The sequence below is a fragment of the Streptomyces sp. MspMP-M5 genome (genome assembly GCF_000373585.1).
Classification (GTDB): domain Bacteria; phylum Actinomycetota; class Actinomycetes; order Streptomycetales; family Streptomycetaceae; genus Streptomyces.
This window is the reverse complement of the sequence record NZ_KB891916.1, coordinates 17,600-39,409: the sequence shown is the minus strand read 5'-3', so window position 1 is coordinate 39,409 and position 21,810 is coordinate 17,600. Positions and strand designations below refer to the sequence as shown.

Here is a 21,810-nt window from a genome sequence, read left to right as displayed (position 1 = left end):
GAAAGCCAGCTCCATGCCCCCACACCCCTCTTCACGCGTCCAGAAGGCCCGCGAGGATCTTGCGGGGCGTCTGCGGGAGATCCGGAAGGACGCGGGGATCAGCGGGCGGGAGCTGGCCGTCAGGTGCGGTTGGTCGGAGTCGAAGTCATCCCGGATCGAGAACGCCAAGACGCCGCCCTCTGACGCGGACATCCGGGCCTGGTGTCGCGCCTGCGCCGCTGGCGACCAGGCCCCCGACTTGATCGCGGCAAACCGGCAGTCCGCCGATGCCCATGTGCAGTGGAAACGACTCCAGCGGAGCGGGCTGCGGCGGCTGCAAGAGTCCACCGGGGATCTGTACCAACAAACCACGACCTTCCGGGTCTACGTCTCCGACGTGATCCCCGGCTTCCTCCAGACGCCCGGATACGCCGCTGCTCTGCTGTCCTCCATCGCGGATTTCCGGGGAACTCCGGATGATGTGAGCGATGCCGTGGCGGCCCGCATGAGGCGGAACGCGGTGCTGAGCAATGGCGCACACCGTTTCTCGTTCGTGTTGGAGGAGTCGGTGTTGCGCTACCGGCTGTGCAGCGCCGAAACCATGGCGGCACAGCTTGGCCACTTGCTCGGGGTCATGGACCTTCAGAACGTCGCGGTGGGCATCGTCCCGTTCTCGGCACAACGGACCGTGTGGCCCATGCCAACCTTCACGATCTTCGATGACGGCCGGGTGCACGCGGACACCTTGGACGCTGCTTCCACGCTCACGCAGCCCAGTCAGGTCGAGCTGTACGCCCGAGCGTTTGAGCGGCTCTCCCAAGGGGCCGCACGGGGAGCGGCAGCGCGTTCTCTGATCGCGGATGCGGTGGCGTCCCTGGAGTGACCTAGTGATCATGGGGAAATGCTGGGGGAGCAACCCATGAGGGGTATGTTCGCGCAGGTCAGAGGGGTGATTTCCGTAAAGCACGCAGATTTACGAGGGCACGAATCAGGTGCAGCGGATCGTGATGGCGCGGAACCTTCCGTAGGGACGTCTCGCGCCCGACGGGACGGGCCCCGGCCGCGGTTGCGGTCGGGGCCCGTCCCGTGGTCCGTCCGGTCAGTTGCCGGCGACGGTGACCGGCTCGTCGTTGTTGAGCTGCTGGACGAGCTGCTTGAGCTTGGCCTGGTCCCAGACCAGGTTGCCGCCCGCGCTCCCGGAGATCGGCATGTTCATCGACTTGCCGTCGCCGCTGGTGACGCCCTTCATCGCGAAGAACATCTGGCCCAGGTCCCACAGGCCCATGTCCTTGTCCACCTTCAGCGTGTCCAGGCCGGCGCCCAGCGTCGGATAGAGCTTGAAGGGGTTGAGCAGGGTGCCCGGCGTGGCGGCCTGCTTGGCGACGGCGGCCAGGAACTTCTGCTGGTTCTTGGTGCGCTGGAGGTCCTGGGAGGCGAACGCGTGCCGGGTCCGGACGAAGGCGAGCGCCTGCGCGCCGTCGAGGGTCTGGGTGCCGGCCTTGAAGTCGGCGCCGGAGTCCTTGTCCTTGAACGCCTGGGGGATGTCCATCTCCACCCCGCCGAGCGCGTCGACGATGTTGGCGAAGCCGGCGAAGCCGATCTCGACGTAGTGGTCGATGTGCAGGTGGGTGTTGTACTCGACGGTGCGCACCAGCAGGGCCGGGCCGTCCTCGGCGTAGGTCGCGTTCAGCTTGGTGTGCCGGCCGCGTGCCGGGTACTGCTTGCCGGACTTCGAGCCGACGTACGAGGGGATCTCGACGTTGGAGTCGCGGGGCAGGGATATCAGCGTCGGGCCGTTGCTGCCGTCGTGCAGGATCAGCATCGAGTCGGTGCGCCCGCCGTCGGTGGGGCCGCCGGTGTGCAGCTTCTGCTTCATCTCGTCGGTCATGCCCTCGCGGCTGTCCGTGCCGACGATGAGGTAGTTGGTGCCGTCGCCGGTCGCGGGGCGGTCGATGACCTTGCTCAGGTCGACCTCGCGGCGCAGCTTGCCGTCCGCCCAGAAGTACGTGCCGACGGAGGCGGCCAGCACCACCACGACCAGGGTGATCAGCGCCCACTTGATGCGGCGGCCCCAGCGCGGGCGCGGCCGGGCGGCGTAGCCGTCGCCGCCGTCGCCGTTGTAGCCGCCGCCACCGGTGCCGCGGCCGCCCCGGCCGCCCCCGTAGACCTGGCCGGTGTTGTAGCCGCTGTCGTAGTCGTCGTAGCCCTGGGACTGCTGCGGGGCGCTCCCGCCGCCGCGCCGCGGGGAGAGCGAGGGCGGCAGCGGGGGCTCGTTCCGGCCGTAGCCGGGGCCTGCGTCGCGCCGTACGTGCGGCATGGCGCGCGCACCCTCCGGCTCGCCGCTGCTGCCGCGTCCGTACCGGTTGCCGCTCTGCTCGCCGGACCGTCCTTGGGGCCACTCATTCATACGGGGAAGTGTGCACGCCGCGGGGGCCCGCTCCATAGGGCGGGTACGGGATCGGGCCGTGGCTGTTGCAGAGCTGATGCAAAGCGGCGGAGCGCTAACGGGCCATACCGCGAAGGGCCCGGCGATTCCGGCCGCGGCCAACGGAAGCATCCATTCCGGATGGTTTCCGGCGGAGGGCGGGAGAGCCATCTCACGCCGGCGACGAGACCCGCGTCACGTGGCCGGCGAGACCCGCGTCACGCCGGCCCGCTCCCGCCGCCCGCGCCGTACGGGACCGTACGGCCCCCGCTTACGCTTGGCTGCATGACCGACCTCGTCACCCACTCCCCGGAGGACGCCCCCGCGGGCAAGCCCACCTCCGTCTCCCGCACCACGCTGTCGCACATCATGACCGCAGGCGACACCAACCTCCTCGGGACGGTGCACGGCGGCGTGATCATGAAACTCGTCGACGACGCCGCGGGCGCGGTCGCGGGCCGGCACTCCGGCGGCCCGGCGGTGACGGCCTCCATGGACGAGATGGCCTTCCTGGAGCCGGTCCGGGTCGGCGACCTCGTCCACGTCAAGGCCCAGGTCAACTGGACCGGCCGGTCCTCCATGGAGATCGGCGTCCGGGTGCTGGCCGAGCGCTGGAACGAATCCACCCCCGCCCAGCAGGTCGGCTCCGCCTACCTCGTCTTCGCCGCCGTCGACGAGCACGGCAAGCCCCGGGCGGTACCGCCGGTCATCCCCGAGACCGAGCGCGACAAGCGGCGCTACCAGGAGGCCCAGATCCGCCGGACGCACCGACTGGCCCGCCGCCGCGCCATCCGGGAACTCCGCGAACGGCGCGCCGCCGAGGGGCTGGATGAGTGAGTCCGAAGTCCCGCGGCCCGCCCTCCGGGCGGACGACGGGACTTCGGACTCACTCATCCAGACGACGCCTGACCGGCCGGCCCTGGCGCCTCACGCCTCCTCCGGCGCGGGTGCCGCGGCCGGCCGGACCGCGCCGCGGGGCAGCGCCCGGCGGTGCAGCGCCGCTGCCGTCCCCTTTGCCAGCAGCGCCAGCGCCGCGCCCGTGACGGTCCCGGCCGCCGCGCACAGCACATCGTCGATGTCGGCCACCCGCCCGGCCCGCATCAGCAGCTGCGCCAGCTCGACGGCGACGCTCAGCCCCACCCCGAGCAGGAACGCCCCGGCCGCCGACCAGCGGGGCGCGGCGAACCGCAGCAGCAGCGGGACCGGGACGAACAGCGCGGTCCCGGCGATCTGCCGCCGCACCAGCATCGCCACCTCGCCCGGCTCCAGCTGCGCCCCCAGCTCCAGCAGCCCCTCCCCGGGGCGCCACCAGAACGTCGCGTCGCCGGAGCCCACCGGCTGCGTGGGGGCGAGGGTGACCGCCAGCAGCAGCACCAGCCAGACCGCCAGCAGCACCCCGGCCGCGGTGCGCGGGGCGCGCCGCCCCGGGGCCTGCAGCGCCCACAGCGCCAGGGCCAGGGCCAGCGCCAGCGCCCCGAGCAGGAAGAGCACCACCGTCGCCGGGGTGATCGCCAGGACGATCCGCCACATGCTCCGCACCACCTTTCCGGACATCGGACACCGGACGCCGCACGGCCCGGGTCAGCCGCAGCTCCACTTGGTGACGAACACCGTCGCGCCGTGCTCCATCACGCCCCGGATGCATTCGTCCGGCAGCATCTCCACCCGCCCGCTCAGCCGGAGCACCCCGCCGCGCGTCCGCCCGGCGCCGAACCAGCCAGGGAACGCGGTGATCCGGGAGTTCTTGCGCTGGTAGCCGAGCCGGACGGAGATCTCGCCGGGCGCCGGGGCGTCCCGCCGGTAGACGGCGGTGTAGACGCCGGTCGCACCGACCGGGCCGCGCAGGCACAGCCGGCCGAGCAGCAGCACCCCGCAGCCGGTCGGCGCGGCCGGGGCCGACGGGACGGCCGCCGCGGTCATCGCCAGCAGGCCCAGCACGGCGACGGCGGCCGCGGCCCGGCCCGCCCGGCGCCGCCGGTCCGGCCCGGCCGCCGGCGGCCCCGCGGCGGTGCGGCGCGGCGCGGGCACGGTCATCGGCACACCGCCTGGTCGCCGGTGATCGCCGCCAGGGTGCCGGGAGCCGGCGCCGGCTCCTCGGCCCGCACCGGCCGCACCGCCCGGAAGTCCGCGCCGACCGTCACCCGCATCAGCGGCCCCTGCCCGGCCGCCGGCCGCAGCCGGGCACCGGGCAGCGCGGCGGCCAGCGAGCGCGCCGAGCGGTCCCAGCGCGGGTCGTAGGAGAGCACCGTGCGGGGCGCCGCGCCGTGCCCGGAGTCGCCCGGCGTGCCGACGGTGGCGAAGCCGGTGTCCGCCAGCTCCCGGGTGACCCGGGCGGCCAGCCCGGGCCGGCCGGTGCCGTTGTCGACCCGCACCCGCACCTGCCCGGGCGGGACGTCCACGACCGTGCCGGGCTCCGCCGCCCGCCGGTGCACCGCGAACGGCCGGTCCTCGCGCAGCGCCCGGAACAGCCGCGGCGCCTGCACCGGGTCCCAGCGCACCGTCGAGCCCAGCCCCGGCACGTTCTCCGCCTCGCCCCGCAGCGGCACCGAGGCGAACTCCGACGACGCCGGGCCGAAGCCGCGCATCGCCTGCGCCAGATCGGCCAGCTCGCCCGCGCCGAAGCCGTCGTCGGCCCGCACGGACTGCAGCATGGCGTCCGCCACCTCCTTGAAGCGGACCGGGTTCATCAGCACCCCGGACGAGGTGATCCGGTCCAGCAGCGCGGCCAGGAACCGCTGCTGGCGCTGCATCCGGCCCAGGTCCGCGGAGCCGTCCACATGGCGCGAGCGGACGTACTGGAGGGCCTGGCCGCCGTTGAGCCGCGAGGTCCCGGCGGGCAGGTCCAGCCCCGAGTAGCGGTCCCGCAGCGGCCGCACGCTGCAGACCTCCACCCCGCCGACCGCGTCCACGGTCCGCATGAAGCTGGTGAAGTCGATCTCCAGGTAGTGGTCGATGTGCACCCCGGTCATGTGCTCGACGGTGCGCACGGTCAGGTTGGGGCCGCCCTCGGCGTAGGCCGCGTTCAGCTTGACCGCGTGCCGGGGGTGCCGCCGGCCGTCGGCGTCCTGGTGGGCGGGCACCTCGGCGTACGAGTCGCGGGGCAGGCTCACCACGCTGGCGCGGCTCCGGTCGGCGGAGAGGTGCACCAGCATCAGCGTGTCCGTGCAGTGGCAGGGGTCGCCGCCCAGGTGGTAGCGCTCCTTCTCCTCGTCGGTCAGGTTGTCCCGGCCGTCGGTCCCGACGACCAGGAACGTCAGCCCGGCGCCGACCACGGGCCGGTCGTTGATCCCCTGGAAGGCGTCCACCCGGCCGATCCCGGTCTCCACGTCGGTGACCATGGCGTGCCCCACCCCGCTCGCGGACAGCAGCAGGGCGGTCGCCGCGGCGCTGATCCGCAGTCCCCAGCGCGGCCCCTGGGGGCCCCGGCGCGGGCGGCGCCACCGGGACCGCCGGGGGCGCCGGCCCGGGACGGTGCGCGAGGAGGTCGACGGCGCGGGGACGGGCACGGGCCACCTCCGCGGTGGACGGGGACAGGGGTGGCGGGGCCCACCGGCGGGCCCCGCGCGGTGCGCGGGCCGGTGCGGTGCGGGCCCGTCACGGAACGGACCCGGTCACCGTAAACCCGTACGATCTGCATCAAAATGCCACACACCGGGTGGTCGGCGTCCGGCCACCCGGTTGCCGTCCGAAGAGGTCCCCCGTTCGCGGTACCGTGAGGCGGAACACCGCAGTCTCCCGGCGGGCGCTGCCGCCCCCCCATGGCGGCTCGCCGCGGGCCGTACCCCCGAGGAACCATGCCCCAGCAGCAGCTCCCGGCCGTCTCCGTGATCATGCCGGTGCTCAACGAGGAACGTCACCTGCGCAACGCCGTCCGGCACATCCTGGCCCAGGAGTACGCCGGTGAGATGGAGGTGGTGATCGCCCTCGGCCCCTCCACGGACCGCACCGACGAGATCGCCGCGGAGTTGGTCCGCGAGGACCCCCGGGTGCACACCGTGCCCAACCCCACCGGCCGCACCCCCGCCGCCCTGAACGCCGCCATCAAGGCGTCCCGGCACCCCGTCGTGGTCCGCGTCGACGGCCACGGCATGCTGTCGCCGAACTACATCGCCACCGCCGTGCGCCTCCTTGCGGAGACCGGCGCCGCCAACGTCGGCGGCATCATGCACGCCGAGGGCGAGAACGCCTGGGAGGAGGCGGTGGCCGCCGCCATGACCTCCAAGATCGGCGTGGGCAACGCCGCCTTCCACACCGGCGGCGCGGCCGGCCCCGCCGAAACGGTCTACCTCGGCGTCTTCCGCCGCGAGGTGCTGGAGCAGCAGGGCGGCTACAACGAGGAGTTCATCCGCGCCCAGGACTGGGAGCTGAACTTCCGCATCCGGGAGGCCGGCGGGCAGATCTGGTTCTCGCCCGAGCTGCGGGTCCAGTACCGGCCGCGCCCCAGCATCAAGGCCCTCGCCAAGCAGTACAAGGACTACGGCAAGTGGCGGCACGTCGTCGCCCGCTACCACTCCGGGTCGATCAACCTGCGCTACCTCGCCCCGCCGGCCGCGGTCTGCGCCATCGCCGCCGGCCTGGTCGTCGGCGTCGCCGTCACGCCCTGGGGCCTCGTCGTCCCGGCCGGCTACCTCGCCGCGATCACCGCGGGCTCGCTGCCGGCCGGCAAGGGCCTGTCGCTGAAGGCCCGCGCCCAGATCCCCGTCGCCCTGGCGACCATGCACATGTCCTGGGGCGCCGGCTTCCTCACCAGCCCGCGCTCCCTCGCGAAGAAGGTCATCGCCAGCCGGCGCCCGGCCGTCAAGGCCCCGGCTCCCGCCCCGGCCGAGTAGCCCTCCCGGGGTGCGCGCCCCGCGATGCGCACCCCCGTATCCGGGCCCGGCACGTCAGAACGTGTACTGCGGATTGACCTTCATGCAGGCCGAGGAGTCCTTCTCCGCGTTCAGCGGGTCCGCGCTCTTGGGCGCCTGGTGCGCGGGTGCCCCGCCGCCCGCGCCGGACGCCGCCGGATAGTCCGTGCCGGTCCGCCAGTCGTTGCCGACCACCAGCCGCACCGTGGCGGCCTCCGCCGACTCCCGTACCGCACCGGTGGGCAGCCCCAGCGCCTTGGCGAGCGCCAGGGCGTCGCCGCGCCGCGCGGCGTCCTTGTAGAGCACGGTGGTCGCCGCCTGGCTGACGAGCCGGGAATGCGTGCGCGCGCCCGTGTAGCCGAGCGCCACCAGCCGTTCCTGGATGTCGTTCGCCCGCCCGGCGGCCGGGCCGCGCGCCCCGTCCGTGCCGTTCTGGACGACAACGGCCAGCTTCCCCTTGGGAGTTGACGGGGACGGCGCCGCCGGCTGCGGCCCGCCGCCCTTCGCGTCCTTGCCGCCCTGGCCGCCCTTGGCGTCCTTGCCGTCCAGCGCCACGTCGTCGCGCAGCATCGCGAAGGTGGCCTCCGCGTCCCCGGGCTTCGGCACGACATACCGTTCCCCGGGGCCGTACTCCCAGGGCATGGTGATCATCGTGATCCGCCCGGTCGGCACCCGCTGCAGATCGCCGCCCAGGTCGTAGAGCTTCTTGACCGAGCCCAGCCCCTCGTCGACGGTGAGCGCACTGGTCGCGGCCTCCGCCAGGTCCCGCAGCTGCACCGGGTCGGTGAGCTTGGTGCCCTGCTTGAGCTGACGGATCATCGAGTTCATGTACATGTGCTGGGCCTTGGCCCGGCCGATGTCGGTGTTGTCCTCGAAGCCGTAACGGGTGCGCAGCCACTGCAGCGCCTGCACACCCTTGACCGGGTGGGTGCCCTTGGTCAGCCGCAGCCCGCTGCCGTGGCCCCTGCGGTCGTGCGAGTAGACGTTCCGGTCGACGCAGACCGGCACCCCGCCGACCGCGTCGGCCATGTCCACCACCCCGGAGAAGTCGACCATCATGAAGTGGTCGACGTAGACGCCGGTCAGCGCCTTCCAGGTGGCGACGGTGCAGCCCGGACCGCCGTGCTGCAGCGACTCGTTGATCGGCGCGGTGGTCTCCGGATAGACGTGGCCGTCCTTGGGGTCGGTGCACTGCGGCACGGTCACCCGGGTGTCCCGCGGGATGGAGATCACCGACATGTTGCTGCGGTCGGCGCTGACGTGCACCAGCATCTGGACGTCCGCCAGCGGCTTGCGGTCCGCGTCCTGGCGGGCCCCGCCCAGCTCGATGTTCTTCTCGGTGTTCCGGCCGTCCGACCCCAGCAGCAGGATGTTCATCGGCGTCTGCCCGAACGCGTTCGGCTCCGGCTTCTTCAGCCCGCCCGGCCCGAGGTCCAGCGCCTCCTTGCGGAGGTTCGCGTTCAGGTGCTGGTAGTAGAGATAACCGCCGGCGGCCCCGGCCACCAGGAGCACGCCCAGGCCCAACGCCGTCCAGCGCAGCACCCGGCGGCCCGTACCGCCCTCCTTCCCGCCCCGCGCGGCCTTCGCGGCCCGGCGGTCCCGGCGGCGCGCGGCGCGGCCCCCGGCCGTCCCGCCGGACGGAGCGTCGCCCGCGCCGCCGGCCGGGCCGCCCACGGCCCCGTCGGCCGCCCAGTCCGGCGCGTCCGGCGGCAGCCCCTTGTTCTCGAAGGCACCGCCGTCCGTCCAGCCCAGCCGGCGCGGCTCCTGCTGCCGCCCCTCACCGCGCACACCGCTCTGCGGCATTCGCCATTCCCCCGTTTTCCGTGCAGTTGCGCTCCGTGCCCGGGCTCAGCGCCCGGCCCGATCACTTCGCGCAGATGTTCTTGTCATCTGCACTGACGTGCTGAACGCCCTCCGGGGTTTCGGTCGGCGCCTCGATCGGCGAACCCGGCGCGGTGAAGTCCTTGCCCAGCACCAGCTTCATCGGAACCCGCGGACCGGCGTTCGCACCGGTCTGCTTCAGCGCGCTCTTGGGCAGGCCCATCCACTCGGCGAGCGTCGCGGCCTGGTCGGCCTGGTTCGGCGCGTACTCCAGACGCGTCGCGGACAGCTTCTCCGGCGCGTTGCCGGCGTTGGTCGACAGCCGCGCGCCCTTGGTGTTCTGCAGCCAGTCCACGGTCTCCTGGGCCGCGCCGAACGGCCCGCCCCCGTTGGTGACATCGACCCGGACCAGCTCCGGAGGCGCCTTCTTGACCGGCGCGCTCGGCTTGCCGCCCTTGCCCTTCCCGGCACCCTTGGCCAGCGCGTGGTCCTGCTGCACCATCTTGAACAGCGGCTCGGCCTTCGCGGTGTCCAGGACGACGGTGGCCTTGTCCCGCGGGTTGTCCAGCACCGGCACGGTGGCGAAGGTGATCTTGTTGAGGTCGACCTTCTTCAGGTCGTCCCCGAAGTCCATCAGCTTGCCCGCGGTGCCGATACCGGTGTCCACCGTCAGCGCCTTCGTCGCCGCCTGCGCCACGTCCAGCAGCTTGCCCGGACTGCCGAAGGCACTCGACTTCAGCTTCCGGATCAGCGAACCGACGAACTGCTGCTGCAGCTGAATCCGGCTCAGGTCGCTGCCGGTGCCCACCGAGTGCCGGGTCCGCACGAACGCCAGCGCCTGCTCGCCCTTGACCACATGCCGGCCCGCCGAGAGCTTCAGGTGCGACTTCGGGTCGTCGATGTCCTTCGCGGTGCACACCTCGACACCGTCCACCGCGTCGGACAGGTCCTTGACGGCGTTGAAGTCCGCCATCATGAAGTGGTTGATCTTCAGGCCGGTCAGCTTCTCCACCGTCCGCCAGGTGCAGCCCGGATCCCGGCCCTCCTGGCCCAGACTGGTGTTGAACCGCACATGCCGCTGGCCCGGAACGACCTTCGTCGAACCGTCCGGCTGCTTCGTCGGGCAGTCCGGGATGTCGGTGACCAGGTCGCGCGGAATGCTCAGCGCGGTGGCGTTGGTCCGGTCCTTCGACACGTGCATCAGGATCGTGGTGTCCGCGTGCCCGACGCTGCCCTGGTCGCCGTAACCGGTGTCGCCCTTGCCGGTGCGCGCGTCGGTGCCGATCACCAGGAGGTTCACCGGGCCGTCGGTGACTGCCGAGTTCTCCTCGCCGACGTCGACCTTCTTGATGTTGCCGTCGAGCTGCTGGTAGATCACGAACGCCGTACCGCAGCCGGCGACGAGCACGAAGCCCACCACACCGGCCGTCCAGTACAGGAACTTCCGCCGCCCCGACGCCTTCGGCCTGGGCTTGCGGCGGCTCGCCGCACCCCCGGCCGACGCCGTCGCCGCCGCCGAGCCGGCCCGGCCGGCCGCCCGGCGCGCCGCCCGACCGCCCGCCGCGGGCTCCGCAGGCTCCGCGTCACCGTCCCCGCGGCCGCCCCGCTGCACCGGCAGCGGACGGGTGTCGCTGTCGCCGCCACCCGCACCCGGCCTCCCCGCGGAACGTCTGCCGGGCGCCTTGCGGTCGGCGGGCCGAGCAGGGCCCTGACCCGACGGGTCGAGCCGCAACTCGTAGTTGCCGGTGTTCGGATTGAACACCCACTGATCAGCGGGATCGACGTTGTTGTCGCCCGCCTGCCCACGGCCTTGCGCGTCCACGGTGCCTTGAGTCCTCCGTCGGTACCACGCGGCGCCATCCCCTCAAGGCGCTCGGTCGGTCGATCGTGCGTTAGGTGGTTCGGTACTGGGTCAACCGTCGCCGGGCAACGGTCATCGGTCGGCTGGTCGAGCGGACCGGATCGCTCACACTATCCGCCCAGTTCAGCCCCGGGCGACGCCCGTGACAAATTCCACTTCCCTACAACTGGGCAATCCGCCCATTCCCTTCACGGGTTCCGGGCGCTCTTTGCGGCGTTTTTATTCGCAGCCGCCGTGTTCCGCCGTGCTCCCCGGAAAGGCCGGAGTGGAACTCGCACCGGGCGCCGGCCGCGCGCCGCGCCCCGGCCCCGCCGCCTTGTCGTCCCCACCGCCGAGCGGTGCCCCCGCGGGCGGCTGCGGCACCACCGCCACCGGCTGATCACTGCGCAATCGCCCGAAGAGCCGATCCGCGTCCGGCTGCACCAGCTCATCGCGATTCGGGTCGTAACGGTACTCGGTACGCGGCACCGTCAGGAACTGCACATGTGCCGTGGGAATGCTCCGCATACTGCGGACCAATTCGTACAAACCCCGAAGCGAGGCCAGCCCGGCATCCGTCGTCAGCGAACTCGTCGCGGCATCCAACACCGGATACAGCCGCATCGGATTGAGCAGCACACCATTACTCTGCACTTTCCTCACCAGAGCGGCCAGGAACTGCTGTTGCCGCGCCATCCGCTGGGTGTCACTGCCGTCCCCCAGACTCTTCCGGGCCCGCACATAACCCAGCGCCGCCTCCCCGTCCAGCGTCTGCCGGCCGGCCGGCAGCGACACATGCGCCTCGTCGTCCTGCACCGGACGCGGCAGACACATCTGCACCCCGTGCACCGCATCCACCATGTTCTTGAAACCGGTGAAGTCCACGACGATGTGGTGGTCGATCCGGATCCGCGTCATCCGCTCCACCGTGCGGATCGCACACGCCGCCCCGCCGAACGCGAACGCCCAGTTGAACTGCACCGTCTGCGGCACGGACTCCGACCCGTCGGACCGCTTGCAGTGCGGCACCTGCACCATCAGATCGCGCGGCACGCTCACCGCGGTCGCGCTCTGGCGGTTCGCCGCCAGATGCAGCAGGATCGTGGTGTCCGACCGCTGGGTGCCGCTGTCCTCCCCGTACTCCCCGTTCCCGCCGCCCCGGTTGTCCGAGCCGATCAGCAGGATGTTCTGCGCGTTCTTCGGACCCGCCGGCGGCCGCTCCGACTCGTACTTCTCCAGCTCCCGCTCCGTCGCGCTGTCCGAGCGGATGTTGCCGTCCAACCGCGTCCAGACGGCCCACCCCAGCCCCGCCGAGGCCAGCACCGCCACCGTCAGCGCCAGCGCCGCGGCCCGCAGCCAGCGGCGGTGGCGCGGCGGCGGAGTACGCGGCGGCCCCGGCCGGTCCGTCCACAGCAGCCCCGCGGGCCGCTCCGGCCAGCCCCGGAACCGCGCCCGCCCACCGCCCTCGGAACGACGCCGGCGGCCGGACGGGGTGTCGGGGCTCTCGGACACGTGGGCGGGCCTCCCTCGGAGTCGACCGGACGCCCCCGCGCCGGCACCACCGGGAAGACCGCCGGACCCCGCGCCGGGGAGCCCGTACGCACCCGGCGTCGCCGGGCGTACGTAACCCGAGCATGGCCCCGGCCGGACGAACCGGCCCGCCCGACGGGAACCACCCTCCGCCGGACGGGGGAGCGGGCACCCCACCGGGCACCCCACCGGGCACTCAACCGGCGCTCAGGAACGGGCGGGCACAGAACTCCCGGAACGGACTCGGGCCCCGTCCTCAGGAACGCGGCACCGTGAACGTGACCTTCTCCGCGGCCTCCCGACCGGCCAGCGCCGCCCCGTCCAAACGGTCCAGATGCCGGCAGAGCACCACCGAACCCCCCGCCGCCAGGGGCGCGTACAGCCCCGCCGACAACCCCCGCCAACTGTCGTACGCCAGGCCCGACAACACCCGCGGCGCCGGCGGCATCCCGGCCGCCGCGGCATCCGCCAGCGCCCGCTCCCCGATCCCGGCGCCCGTCAGTTCCTCGCCGCCGACCACCAGCGCCGGCGCCCTCGGATCCACCGGGGCGAACGGCACGAACCGGTCACCCTGACCCGGCACCTCCACCGCGAAGTCCGCGAACCCCGCCGGCGGCTGCGGGAACCGGCCCCCCAACGGGCGCAGCGCCAACGCCACCCGCTCCCCGGAACAGGCCCGCGCCGCATCGAGCGCATCCGGGCCGCTGACGACCAGATCCGCCGCGCCCGGATCACCGCCCACCTCCGCGACCACCCCCACCGACGCACACGCCAGCAGCCACACCGCGGTCTGCCAGTGCGCGGGCAACAGCAGCGCGAGCCGGTCGCCGGGCTCGGCGGCCAGATCGCCCTGGAGGTAGTTGGCGGTCTTCGCCACCCAATTGGCGAAGGTCGCGACGGACAGTTCCACCCGCTCGCCGGTGGCATCGTCGTAGAAGGTCACCAGCGGGCGGGCCGGGTCCGCGGCGAGCGCGGAACCCAGCAGGTCGGCGGGGGTGCGATCGATGGCGTTCATCGCGGCCAGCGTACGCGCGACGGACCCTGACGGGCAGTCGGGTCCGGCCGCACCCGCCACCGGTTCGGCCGAAGCCCCGCCCCACCAGCGATGGCGGGCCGCCCCGGGCCGTCCCAGGATTTCCCCATGCGCCCCATCCTCGCCACCTGCCTCGGCGCCGCGTGCACGGCCGCCCTCGCCCTGCCCCTCGCCCCGCCCGCGCACCCCGCGCAGGCGGCCGCCGGGCCCGGCACGGCGAGCGCCGGCGACCTGCCGGGCGCCACCCAGTCCCTGCCCCTGGACGGCCTCGGCCTGACCGCCCCACACGGCGCGGCCCGGGCCACCGTCCCGCCGCAGGAGAACACCGTCCACGAACTCCCGCCCCGCGCCGTCCGCCCGTTCTCCCTCGTCGGCGTCGTCTGGGACGACGCCGCCCGCGCCCTCCGCGGCCGCGCCCAGGTCCGCACCCGCGCCCGCGGCAGCGCCCAGTGGTCCGACTGGCAGGACCTCCAGACCGACAGCGACGACGCCCCCGACCCGGGCGGCGAACCCCAGGGCACCCGCGCCCGCGGCAGCACCGCGCCCCTCTGGGTCGGCGCCAGCGACGCCATCCAACTGCGCCTCACCCTCGACGACCCGCACCGCGCCGCCGGCGCCCTCCCGCACGGCCTCCGCCTCGAACTCGTCGACCCCGGCCCCGACACCCCCGCCGTACGCGGCGGCCCGCCCCCCACCCCCGCGGCCGCCGCCGGCACCGCCGCCAACGCCCCCCTCGCCCCGCCCGGCGCCACCGAGATCCCCGCCGCCGACCAGGCCGCCGCCCAGGCCGACATCGCCGCCGCCGGCGGCCACCTCCCCACCGGACCGGCCCACATCGGCGCCCGCCCGCGCATCGTCACCCGCGCCGGCTGGGGCGCCGACGAGCGACTGCGCGAGGCCCGCTTCGTCTACACCCACACCGTCCGCGCCGCCTTCGTCCACCACAGCGCCACCGGCAACAACTACACCTGCGCACAGGCCCCTTCGGTGATCCGCGGCCTGTACCGCTACCACGTCAAGAGCAGCCACTGGCGCGACATCGGCTACAACTTCCTCATCGACAAGTGCGGCACCGTCTACGAGGGCCGCGCCGGCGGCGTCGCCAAACCCGTACTCGGCGCCCACACCCTCGGCTTCAACAACGACAGCACCGGCATCGCCCTCCTCGGCTCCTTCAACAAGGCCGCCCCGACGCGCCCCGCCGTGGAGGCCCTGGCCCGCCTGACGGCCTGGAAGCTCGGCCTGTACGGCGCCGACCCGCGCGGCCGCGCTCCCATGACCTCCAGCGGCGGCAACCTCTACCGCAGGGGGAAGACCGTCCAACAGCACGTCATCTCCGGCCACCGCGACGGCTTCAAGACCGAATGCCCCGGCACCCGCCTGTACGCCGACCTCCCCGCCGTCCGCCAGGCCGCCGCCCACCTCCAGGGCCGCTGAACCTCTCCCGGCCCCGCCGCGTCCTAAGGACCGCAGGTGCCCTGTCGCCGCGTCACCGGCCCGGCCGCGTCCCGGCTACTGGAGCCGGCGGACCGTCTGCCTACACTGGTCCGCCGACCGGCCGAACCAGTGGCAACCAGCAGAAAGCAGAGAGGACCACGTGAGCGTCGCACGCGCGCAGTGGACGTCGAGTGCCGCACCGCTGCGCTGCGCGGGCGGAGAAGCGAACAGAGGACACGTGAGCGTCGCACGTGCAGCCACCGGGCTGTGGTGGACGTCGTCGAGTGCCGCACCGCTGCGCGGGCGGAGAAGCGAACTGAGGACACAGTGACTGAAGCGATCCTCCTGGTCGGCGGCAAGGGCACCCGGCTGCGCCCGCTGACGGTGCACACGCCCAAGCCCATGGTCCCGGCGGCCGGCGTGCCCTTCCTCACCCACCAGTTGGCGCGCGCCCGCGCCGCCGGCGTCGAGCACGTCGTCCTGGCCACCTCCTACCTCGCCGAGGTCTTCGAGCCGTACTTCGGCGACGGCTCCGCGCTCGGCCTGCACCTGGAGTACGTCACCGAGGTGGAACCGCTGGGCACCGGCGGCGCCATCCGCAACGTCGCCTCCCGGCTGCACTCCGCCCCCGGCGACCCGGTGCTGATCTTCAACGGCGACATCCTCACCGGCCTGGACATCCGCGCCCTCGTCGACACCCACCGCACCAGCGGCGCCGACGTCTCCCTGCACCTGACCCGGGTCGAGGACCCGCGCGCCTTCGGGCTCGTCCCCACCGACGACACCGGCCGGGTCACCGCCTTCCTGGAGAAGCCGCAGACCCCCGAGGAGATCGTCACCGACCAGATCAACGCCGGTGCCTACGTCTTCAACCGGTCGGTCATCGACGCCATCCCCACCGGCCGCCCGGTCTCCGTCGAACGCGAGACCTTCCCCGGCCTGCTCGCCGACGGCGCCCACCTCCAGGGCATGGTCGACTCCACGTACTGGCTCGACCTCGGCACCCCGCAGGCGTTCGTCCGCGGCTCCGCCGACCTGGTCATGGGCCGCGCCCCGTCGCCGGCCGTCCCCGGCCGCTGCGGCGACCGCCTCGTCCTGGACGGCGCCGAGGTCGCCCCGGACGCCAAGCTCACCGGCGGCACCGTCGTCGGCTCCGCCGCCCGGGTCGGCGCCGGCGCCCGGGTCGACGGGAGCACCGTCCTCGACGGCGCGGTGATCGAACCGGGGGCCCAGGTCCGCGACTCGCTGATCGGCGCCGGCGCCCGGATCGGGGCCAACACGGTCCTCGACGGCGCGGTGATCGGCGACGGCGCCGTGATCGGCCCCGACAACGAACTCCGCGACGGCATCCGCATCTGGTGCGACGCCCACCTCCCCGCCGCCTCCGTCCGCTTCTCCTCCGACCAGTAGCCCAACGCCCGGCCCACCCCCGATCGCCTCACCCGACCGCCCGCCCATCGCCTAGCCTGGCCGCATGCCCGCCACCCGCACCTGGGTCCCGCCCGGCCCGTACGACCTGCACCGCACCCTCGGGGTGCTGCGCCGCGGTCCCGGCGACCCGGCCTTCGCGGTCCGCGGCGACGAGATCTGGCGGGCCTGCCGCACGCCCGCCGGCCCCGGCACCCTGCGCCTGGCGGCCCGCCCCGCCGACGGCCACGTCGTGGCGACGGCCTGGGGCTCCGGCGCCGAGTGGCTGCTGGACCGTCTGCCGGAGCTGCTGGGGGAGTCCGACGACCCGGAGGCCCTGACGGCCCGCCATCGTGTCGTCCACGAGGCCCGCCGCCGCCACCCCGGCGTCCGGCTCGCCCGCACCGGACTGGTCCTGGAGTCGCTGATCCCGTCGATCCTGGAGCAGAAGGTCACCAGCGACGAGGCGTACCGCGCCTGGCGGCTGCTGCTCCAGCGCCACGGCACGCCCGCACCCGGCCCCTGGGACCGGCTGCGGGTGCTGCCCGACCCGCGCGGCTGGGCGCTGATCCCGTCCTGGGAGTGGCACCGCGCGGGCGTCGACGCCAAGCGGTCGTCGGCGGTCCTGCGGGCGGTCCGGGTCGCGGCCCGTATGGAGGAGGCCGCGCGGATGGACCTCGCGGACGCCACCCGCCGGCTGACCGCGATCCCGGGCATCGGCCCCTGGACGGCCGCCGAGACCCTCCAGCGCGCCCTGGGCGCCCCCGACGCGATCACCGTCGGCGACCTGCACCTGCCGAAGATCATCGGCTATGCGCTCACCGGCCGGCGTGGCACCACCGACGAGGAGATGCTGGAGCTCCTCGCGCCCTACGAGGGGCAGCGGCACCGCGCGGCCCGGCTGATCCTGCTCTCCGGCCTGGTACCGCCGCGCCGCGCCCCGCGCTTCCCGGTGGGCGACATCGCCCGGCTGTGACCCCGGTTGCGGCCGGACCCGGCCGTGGCCGAGGCGTGCCACACACCGGTCGCGGTGCCACCCACCGGAGACACGGGCGCGCCGGACCTCAGCCTCGGATGTGCGGCGCGCCGCCGCCGAGCGTGCGGGTCCCCAGCGGCGGTGCTCAGCGGACGCTGCCGGCGGTCCTCAGCAGCAGCCTCAGCGGACGCTGAGGTAGTCGTCCACCGGTCGTGCCGGCCGCTCCCGCGGGGCCGCGGCCGGGCGGCCGATGGCCACCGCCCCCATCGGCTCCCACTCCGTGGGCAGTTCCAGCGCCTCGCGGACCACGTCGCGGCAGAACATCGTCGAGGAGATCCACGCCGACCCCAGCCGCTCGCCGGCGAGCGCGACCAGGAAGTTCTGGATGCCCGCGCCGTGCGCGACGACGAACATCTCGCGCTCGGCGGCGGCGCGCCGCGCGTCCGGGTAGGCGTGCGCGCCGTCCAGCACCATGCACGGCACCGCCAGATACGGCGCGTTGCGCAGCACATCGCCGCGCCGCACCCGTTTGGCGATGGCCTCCTCCGACTTCCCGTCCGCCCGCAGGTCGGCGACCCAGGCGGCCCGCATCGCGTCCAGGAGCCGGGTCCGGGCCTCCGCCGACTCCAGGAGGACGAAGCGCCACGGCGTGGTGTGGTGCGGCGCCGGCGCGGTCAGCGCCGCGGCCACCGCGCGCCGCACCGCCCCCGGATCCACCGGATCGTCGGTGAACTCCCGGACCGTGCGCCGCAGCGTCACCGCCTCCCGCACCGCCTCCGACGTGCCCAGCCGGAACATGTCGTCCGCCGCGTTCCGCACCAGCGCCCGCGCCCCCGGATCCTCCGCCTCCCCGGCCCCGTCCCCGGAGCCGGACACGGACACCGAGCCAAACGTGGACGCCGAGCCGGACGCGGACACCGAGCCGGAAGCCGCCGCGGTCACGCCCCCCGCCCCCGGCACCACGACATGCGCCAGCCCCCGTACCACCGCCACCGGCAGCCCCGTGGCCTTGCCCTTCACCAGGTCGCCCGCGGCGGCGAGTTCGTCCGCGGTGGCCACGATGGTGGCGACCAGCGGATTGCCGTACGCGTCGGTGCCGCCGCGCAGGTCGTCCAGCACCCGCACCCCGGCCGCCCCGATGGCGACGTCGGTCAGTCCGCTGCGCCAGGGCCGCCCGAAGGTGTCGGTGACGACGACGCCGACGTTCACGCCGAGCGTCTCGCGCAGCCCGGCCCGCAGCGCCCGGGCCGACGCGTCCGGGTCCTCGGGCAGCAACAGGATCGTGCCGGAAGGGGTGTTGGAGGCGTCCACGCCGGCCGCGGCCATCACCAGGCCGCGGCGGTCCTCCACGATCCGCAGGGTGCCGCGGCGGGCCACCACCCGCACCGTCTCGGCGTCGATGGCCGCCTCGCGGTCGGCCGCCTCGACGATCCGGCCCTCCGCCTTGCTGACGATCTTCGAGGTGACCAACACCACGTCGCCGTCGGCCAGTTGGGGCGCGCCCGGGCCGCTCGCCGCGGCCGCGATCAACTTGACGAGGTCGTCGCCGGGCCGCACCTCGGGGAGGCCCGGCAGCGTCCACACGCGGTATCCGGGGGCCTCCGCCGCTCCGGTCATGCCCGTACCTCCTCGGCCAGCGTCAGCGCCTCGCGGGCCATCGCGGCGGTGGCGGCCAGGTCCGTCATCATCAGCGGCACCGCCCGGCAGCGGATGCCCGCCGCCTCGACGTCCGCCACCGCGCCCGCGTCCACGCCGTCCACCAGCCAGCCGTCCAGCAGGCCCGCTCCATAGTGCCGGGCCACCGCCGCTGCGGTGGACTCCACGCCGACCGCCTCCAGCACCTTGTCGGCCATGCCGCGCACCGGGGCGTCCCCGACGATCGGCGACAGCCCGACGACCGGAGCCGTGGCCTCCGCAACGGCCTCCCGGATGCCCGGTACGGCCAGGATCGTGCCGACGCTGACGACCGGGTTGGACGGCGGGAAGAGGATCACGTCGGCCGCGGCGAGCGCCTCCAGCACGCCGGGCGCCGGCTTGGCCTGCTCGGCACCGACCGGCACCACGGCCAGCGCCGGCACCGAGGCCCGCAGCCGCACCCAGTACTCCTGGAAGTGCACGGCCTTGCGCTCGCCGTTCTCGTCCTCGACGGCGACATGGGTCTCGATCCGGTCGTCGGACATCGGCAGCAGCCGCACCCCGGGCTGCCATCGGGCGCACAGCGCCTCGGTGACGGCGCTCAGCGGGTAGCCGGCGCCCAGCATCTGGGTCCGGACGATGTGGGTGGCGAAGTCCCGGTCGCCCAGCCCGAACCACTCCGGCCCGACGCCGTACGCGGCGAGCTCCTCCTTCACCCGGAACGTCTCGTCCGTCCGGCCCCAGCCCTGCTCCTCGTTGATGCCGCCGCCGAGCGTGTACATCACGGTGTCGAGGTCGGGACACACCTTCAGCCCGAACAGGTGGATGTCGTCACCGGTGTTGCCGATGACGGTGATGTCCGCTTCCGGAGCCGCTGCCTTCAGTCCCCGCAGAAAGCGGGCGCCGCCGATACCGCCGGCCAGAACCACAATGCGCATGGCAGTAAGTCTGTCAGCCGCAGGCTGAGCCATGAGGGGTGGTGGTCGGGCGACGGGCGGGGCTGTCAGCCGCAGGCTGACCCTTGAGGGGCGGAGGTCCGGTGGGCGGCCGGGGTCAGTGGGCCGCCGTCTCCTCGGACGGGGCCGCGCAGCGGGCGCTGTACGGGGCGAGGGGGGCCGTTTCGGCCGCGTCGGGGTGGGACGGCGCGAGCATCGGCATCTCGGTCAGGCCGGGGAAGTACACGTGCAGGCTGACGGCCGGCGCCAGCGCGTCGTTGACGACCTCGTGGGCGTAGCCGGGGGCGAAGACCCGCTGGGCGCCGGCGGCCAGGGTGTGCGGTCCGCCGGCGGTGTGTTCGGTCAACTCGCCTTCGAGGACGGTCAGTACGCCCGAGGACGGGCCGTGGTCGTGCCGGCCGCTGCCCTGCCCGGGGACCCAGGACAGCAGCCACACCTCGTAGCCCGGCCCGGTGCGCAGCCGGTGGTACCAGCGGGTGGTGGCGTCGTAGCGGACCAGCGGGGCCCAGGCGGCGCGGTCGGCGGCGATCGCGCGGGCCAGGCCCGCGAAGCCGGCGACGGTGGTGGGGTGGGCGGGGACGGGCGGCAGCAGGTGGGGGATGGCGAGCGGGTCGCCGGCGATCTGGACGTCGCTGTTCATGACGGGGTTCCTCGGCGGAAGTGCGAAGTGGCGCGCTGGGGTCCCGGTCCCGCGGTGGCGGGGGACGGGGTGCGCCACGGCGCGGGCGTTCCCGGTGGGGGCGCGGCGCGGTGGACGCGGGCGGAGCGGGGCGCCGGCCGGGATGAGGCGGGCGCGGGCGGCTGGAGCTCAGTGGCTGCGACAGCTGGAACAGCGACAGCGGGCCTGCACGGCGCAGAGCGACCCGTAGGAACGGGTCAGTCGGTGCGCGGAGGTCGCTAGCATGCGGTCAAGGAGACACGGGGCGGTGGTGCGCTGTCAAACGGGGAGCGGCGCGCCGGGTCTCGTTCACCTCATCCGGTTACCCGGCCCGGAGAAAGGTTTGTGCAGCCCACGGCGGGGAGATGCGGTCAGCAACCGCGCCCGGGGCGGCGTTGCCGTCCTGTGATCCGGCTGTGATCTTCCCCGCTCCGGGGGGTCGCGGTGCAACGCGAAGGCCGCCAGTCGGCGTCTCACTCGGTGAGAAGAGGGCCACGGGTCAACCACCCGGGGAAGTGTCCTGGTTTTGCATGATTTGAACACTTTCCGCATACGCTTGGTTCCGCAGAGTGAATAAGAGGCCCAATAGCAGATCTCGGCTTGACTGGCCCGGATCAGCACACTTGTAATTTCACTCGTGTCGTTCAGCCGTTTTCGATCACGGCTTGATCACGGGGACGTAAAGACAGACGAGGGGCGCACATGACCGAGCTGTTCCAGGAATTGCTGGTCGAGGAGGCGGACGAGGAGCTCGGCTGGCAGGAGCGCGCACTGTGCGCCCAGACCGACCCCGAGTCCTTCTTCCCGGAGAAGGGTGGCTCCACCCGCGAGGCCAAGAAGGTCTGCCTCGCCTGTGAAGTCCGGTCCGAGTGCCTCGAATACGCCCTCGCCAACGACGAGCGCTTCGGTATCTGGGGCGGTCTGTCCGAACGCGAGCGCCGCCGCCTCAAGAAGGCCGCCGTCTGAACCGTGACAGGCCAGTCCCCCGCACCCGCCGCCCGCGGCCGCGCCGACCACGCCGCCGCACCACCCCAACTCCCCATATCCCCCTATAGCGAACGCACCGCCTCCCGCGCACTGCCCGCCGGAGGCGGTCTGCTGTGTACGGAGCCGGTCGGCGGGCCGGCGCGAACCATTAGTGTGGGGCCCCGTCCGGGTCACGCCCGCACCGCCGGCGCGGCGCGTGTGTGTCCCTCGTAGTCCGTCGCAGTGTCTTCCGGGGGCGGGGGCCTTGAGCGACTTCGCCCGGGCCCCGGACTCCCGGGT

18 protein-coding genes are annotated in these 21,810 nt (G+C 73.8%); 7 read left to right on the top strand and 11 right to left on the bottom strand.

Annotation, left to right across the window (positions count from 1 at the left end; translation table 11 throughout):
* Window positions 1–13: 13 nt before the first annotated feature.
* Window positions 14–862 (top strand): helix-turn-helix domain-containing protein, encoded by an 849-nt coding sequence (locus B073_RS0128705; protein WP_018541534.1) that lies wholly within the window; start codon window positions 14–16, stop codon window positions 860–862.
* 216 nt (window positions 863–1,078) lie between these two features.
* Here B073_RS0128705 and B073_RS0128700 read toward each other — a convergent pair whose 3' ends face one another.
* Complete coding sequence (locus tag B073_RS0128700) at window positions 1,079–2,386, bottom strand: LCP family protein (protein ID WP_018541533.1); 1,308 nt, start codon at window positions 2,384–2,386, stop codon at window positions 1,079–1,081.
* Between the two features lie 303 nt (window positions 2,387–2,689).
* On the opposite strand from B073_RS0128700, the gene B073_RS0128695 reads away from it, so the two are divergent.
* A complete protein-coding gene (locus B073_RS0128695; protein WP_018541532.1) occupies window positions 2,690–3,241 on the top strand; it encodes an acyl-CoA thioesterase in 552 nt (183 codons plus the stop codon).
* Between the two features lie 90 nt (window positions 3,242–3,331).
* Here the strand turns inward: B073_RS0128695 and B073_RS0128690 are convergent, their stop codons facing one another.
* Genes B073_RS0128690 through B073_RS0128680 form a run of 3 tightly spaced genes read right to left on the bottom strand, consistent with a single transcriptional unit; the run spans window position 3,332 to window position 5,910 of the window.
* The gene (locus B073_RS0128690) at window positions 3,332–3,934 is read right to left on the bottom strand and encodes a VanZ family protein (protein ID WP_018541531.1); all 603 of its coding nucleotides are present in this window, start codon (window positions 3,932–3,934) and stop codon (window positions 3,332–3,334) included.
* Window positions 3,935–3,985: 51 nt separating this feature from the next.
* Window positions 3,986–4,438, bottom strand: coding sequence for a hypothetical protein (locus tag B073_RS0128685; protein ID WP_018541530.1), 453 nt, complete (start codon window positions 4,436–4,438; stop codon window positions 3,986–3,988).
* Window positions 4,435–5,910 (bottom strand): LCP family protein, encoded by a 1,476-nt coding sequence (locus B073_RS0128680; protein ID WP_018541529.1) that lies wholly within the window; start codon window positions 5,908–5,910, stop codon window positions 4,435–4,437. Before B073_RS0128680 ends, B073_RS0128685 begins: the two co-directional genes overlap by 4 nt.
* Before the next feature lie 288 nt (window positions 5,911–6,198).
* On the opposite strand from B073_RS0128680, the gene B073_RS0128675 reads away from it, so the two are divergent.
* Window positions 6,199–7,233, top strand: a complete 1,035-nt coding sequence (locus B073_RS0128675; RefSeq protein ID WP_018541528.1) for a glycosyltransferase family 2 protein — start codon at window positions 6,199–6,201, stop codon at window positions 7,231–7,233.
* A gap of 54 nt (window positions 7,234–7,287) precedes the next feature.
* Here the strand turns inward: B073_RS0128675 and B073_RS0128670 are convergent, their stop codons facing one another.
* From B073_RS0128670 to B073_RS0128655, 4 genes are all read right to left on the bottom strand, one after another.
* A complete protein-coding gene (locus tag B073_RS0128670; protein ID WP_018541527.1) occupies window positions 7,288–9,054 on the bottom strand; it encodes an LCP family protein in 1,767 nt (588 codons plus the stop codon).
* A gap of 61 nt (window positions 9,055–9,115) precedes the next feature.
* On the bottom strand, window positions 9,116–10,894 hold the full coding sequence (locus tag B073_RS0128665) for an LCP family protein (protein ID WP_018541526.1): 1,779 nt from the start codon (window positions 10,892–10,894) through the stop codon (window positions 9,116–9,118).
* A gap of 258 nt (window positions 10,895–11,152) precedes the next feature.
* Complete coding sequence (locus B073_RS0128660; protein ID WP_018541525.1) at window positions 11,153–12,424, bottom strand: LCP family protein; 1,272 nt, start codon at window positions 12,422–12,424, stop codon at window positions 11,153–11,155.
* 274 nt (window positions 12,425–12,698) lie between these two features.
* A complete protein-coding gene (locus B073_RS0128655; RefSeq protein WP_018541524.1) occupies window positions 12,699–13,457 on the bottom strand; it encodes a TIGR03089 family protein in 759 nt (252 codons plus the stop codon).
* Window positions 13,458–13,583: 126 nt separating this feature from the next.
* Between B073_RS0128655 and B073_RS0128650 the strand changes: the two genes are divergently transcribed.
* The 3 genes from B073_RS0128650 (at window position 13,584) to B073_RS0128640 (ending at window position 17,295) form a co-directional block, all read left to right on the top strand.
* Complete coding sequence (locus B073_RS0128650; RefSeq protein WP_018541523.1) at window positions 13,584–14,912, top strand: peptidoglycan recognition protein; 1,329 nt, start codon at window positions 13,584–13,586, stop codon at window positions 14,910–14,912.
* 327 nt (window positions 14,913–15,239) lie between these two features.
* A complete protein-coding gene (locus tag B073_RS0128645; protein WP_018541522.1) occupies window positions 15,240–16,322 on the top strand; it encodes a sugar phosphate nucleotidyltransferase in 1,083 nt (360 codons plus the stop codon).
* Window positions 16,323–16,386: 64 nt separating this feature from the next.
* A complete protein-coding gene (locus tag B073_RS0128640; protein WP_018541521.1) occupies window positions 16,387–17,295 on the top strand; it encodes a DNA-3-methyladenine glycosylase family protein in 909 nt (302 codons plus the stop codon).
* 180 nt (window positions 17,296–17,475) lie between these two features.
* Here the strand turns inward: B073_RS0128640 and B073_RS0128635 are convergent, their stop codons facing one another.
* The 3 genes from B073_RS0128635 to B073_RS0128625 form a co-directional block, all read right to left on the bottom strand.
* Complete coding sequence (locus B073_RS0128635; protein WP_018541520.1) at window positions 17,476–18,912, bottom strand: coenzyme F420-0:L-glutamate ligase; 1,437 nt, start codon at window positions 18,910–18,912, stop codon at window positions 17,476–17,478.
* Entirely contained in the window at window positions 18,909–19,868 is a 960-nt protein-coding gene (gene cofD, locus B073_RS0128630) for a 2-phospho-L-lactate transferase (RefSeq protein ID WP_018541519.1), read from the bottom strand. Before cofD ends, B073_RS0128635 begins: the two co-directional genes overlap by 4 nt.
* Before the next feature lie 115 nt (window positions 19,869–19,983).
* Window positions 19,984–20,526 carry a cysteine dioxygenase gene (locus B073_RS0128625; protein WP_018541518.1) on the bottom strand — a complete coding sequence of 181 codons (543 nt, stop codon included), beginning with the start codon at window positions 20,524–20,526 and terminating at the stop codon, window positions 19,984–19,986.
* A 720-nt stretch (window positions 20,527–21,246) separates the two neighbouring features.
* Here B073_RS0128625 and B073_RS0128620 point away from each other — a divergent pair.
* The gene (locus B073_RS0128620) at window positions 21,247–21,510 is read left to right on the top strand and encodes a WhiB family transcriptional regulator (RefSeq protein ID WP_003983763.1); all 264 of its coding nucleotides are present in this window, start codon (window positions 21,247–21,249) and stop codon (window positions 21,508–21,510) included.
* The last annotated feature ends 300 nt before the right edge of the window (window positions 21,511–21,810 follow it).

Excerpts from the sequence above, each read along its gene's own strand:
- B073_RS0128705 (WP_018541534.1), top strand. The coding sequence starts at position 14 with ATGCCCCCACACCCCTCTTCACGCGTCCAGAAGGCCCGCGAGGATCTT.
- B073_RS0128700 (WP_018541533.1), bottom strand. The coding sequence starts at position 2,386 with ATGAATGAGTGGCCCCAAGGACGGTCCGGCGAGCAGAGCGGCAACCGG.
- B073_RS0128695 (WP_018541532.1), top strand. The coding sequence starts at position 2,690 with ATGACCGACCTCGTCACCCACTCCCCGGAGGACGCCCCCGCGGGCAAG.
- B073_RS0128690 (WP_018541531.1), bottom strand. The coding sequence starts at position 3,934 with ATGTGGCGGATCGTCCTGGCGATCACCCCGGCGACGGTGGTGCTCTTC.
- B073_RS0128685 (WP_018541530.1), bottom strand. The coding sequence starts at position 4,438 with ATGACCGTGCCCGCGCCGCGCCGCACCGCCGCGGGGCCGCCGGCGGCC.
- B073_RS0128675 (WP_018541528.1), top strand. The coding sequence starts at position 6,199 with ATGCCCCAGCAGCAGCTCCCGGCCGTCTCCGTGATCATGCCGGTGCTC.
- B073_RS0128670 (WP_018541527.1), bottom strand. The coding sequence starts at position 9,054 with ATGCCGCAGAGCGGTGTGCGCGGTGAGGGGCGGCAGCAGGAGCCGCGC.
- B073_RS0128655 (WP_018541524.1), bottom strand. The coding sequence starts at position 13,457 with ATGAACGCCATCGATCGCACCCCCGCCGACCTGCTGGGTTCCGCGCTC.
- B073_RS0128650 (WP_018541523.1), top strand. The coding sequence starts at position 13,584 with ATGCGCCCCATCCTCGCCACCTGCCTCGGCGCCGCGTGCACGGCCGCC.
- B073_RS0128640 (WP_018541521.1), top strand. The coding sequence starts at position 16,387 with ATGCCCGCCACCCGCACCTGGGTCCCGCCCGGCCCGTACGACCTGCAC.
- B073_RS0128635 (WP_018541520.1), bottom strand. The coding sequence starts at position 18,912 with ATGACCGGAGCGGCGGAGGCCCCCGGATACCGCGTGTGGACGCTGCCG.
- cofD (WP_018541519.1), bottom strand. The coding sequence starts at position 19,868 with ATGCGCATTGTGGTTCTGGCCGGCGGTATCGGCGGCGCCCGCTTTCTG.
- B073_RS0128625 (WP_018541518.1), bottom strand. The coding sequence starts at position 20,526 with ATGAACAGCGACGTCCAGATCGCCGGCGACCCGCTCGCCATCCCCCAC.
- B073_RS0128620 (WP_003983763.1), top strand. The coding sequence starts at position 21,247 with ATGACCGAGCTGTTCCAGGAATTGCTGGTCGAGGAGGCGGACGAGGAG.